Annotated in this window: 1 protein-coding gene; it reads right to left on the bottom strand. The window is 61.1% G+C overall.

Features of this window, described 5'->3' with window-relative positions; all coding sequences use genetic code 11:
- On the bottom strand, positions 1-248 hold a 248-nt coding region (locus tag P0G09_RS19290; RefSeq protein WP_275253478.1), incomplete at its 3' end, for a peptidoglycan-binding domain-containing protein.
- Positions 249-296: the final 48 nt, after the last annotated feature.

Below are 296 nucleotides of genomic sequence, written 5' to 3' on the forward strand. Positions count from 1 at the left end.
TGGGCTTCCCTGTGGCCTGCGGAGTTACGCAAAGAAAAAGGACGCCGAGCGTCCCCGAGGTGGGAGTTTCGGTGTCCTTTTTGCGGTAACGGTGCGAAAAGCGCCGCTTTGGTTTTGGCTCCAACCTTGCCGTCAACGGTCAGGCTGCGGCTCAACTGGAACTGTTTCACGGCTGCGGTGGTCTTGGCTCCAAACAGACCATCAGGATCCCCGGCGTCAAATCCGAGGGCGGAGAGCCTGGCCTGCAAGGTAGCGTTGTGGATGGCCGCCGGACGGAACAGCTACCCGGCAGCCAT

The sequence above is a fragment of the Faecalibacterium sp. DFI.5.82 genome (assembly GCF_029076575.1).
Classification (GTDB): Bacteria; Bacillota; Clostridia; order Oscillospirales; family Ruminococcaceae; genus Faecalibacterium; species Faecalibacterium duncaniae.